Source organism: Oleiphilus sp. HI0128 (assembly GCF_001635365.1).
Genome location: NZ_LWGG01000185.1, coordinates 1 through 810 on the forward strand (window position 1 = coordinate 1; position 810 = coordinate 810).

The following is an 810-nucleotide window of genomic DNA, read 5'->3' on the forward strand; positions in this document are numbered from 1 at the left end:
AGTTCGTTCAGAGATATAGCGTAAACGGTCAAAGTTAACATTCGCCCCACTAACGATGGTCACTAAATTCTCACCACTTAAGCCTTCACGTTCCGCATATTTTTTTAAGCCAGCGATGCCCACCGCACCTGCGGGTTCAGCAATTGATCGTGTATCATCAAAGATATCTTTAATGCCTGCACAAATCTCATCTGTTGAAACAGTAATCACCTCATCAACATACTTTTTGGCAATTTCAAAAGGCAGCTTACCAATCTGTTTAACCGCGACACCTTCTGCAAAAATCCCTACTTCTTCTAGAATTTCTCTACGCCCAGTCTCTAGCGCCACCTTAAGACATGCCGCCTCTTCAGGCTCAACACCAATCACTTTTGTTTCGGGGCGAACAAACTTAATATAGGCTGCCATTCCCGCAATTAAGCCGCCACCACCAACCGGCACAAACACCGCATGAATAGGTGCGGTATGCTGCATTAGTAACTCCATTGCGACCGTCCCTTGCCCGGCAATCACATCTTCATCATCGTATGGGGGAATATAAACCAAGCCCTCTTTCTTTACCTTTTCTAAGGCATAAGCGGAAGCTTCATCAAAGGCATCACCAACGAGTTCAACTTTTGCGCCCTTCGCCCTGACCGAGTTAACCTTAATTTCAGGGGTCGTTTTTGGCATAACGATAGTCGCGTCGATACCAAGCTTCTGCGCAGCTAAAGCAAGCCCTTGCGCATGATTACCGGCAGAAGCCGCAATCACGCCAGCTGCTTTTTCTTCATCTGTGAGTAAACGAGCACGGTTATAGGCTCCACGAAG

At 46.9% G+C, this 810-nt stretch carries 1 protein-coding gene; it reads right to left on the reverse strand.

The genetic code is table 11. From position 1 onward, the window contains the following. Positions 1-810: threonine ammonia-lyase, biosynthetic (gene ilvA / locus A3763_RS02415; RefSeq protein ID WP_068759858.1), on the reverse strand; the 810-nt coding region annotated here is incomplete at both ends.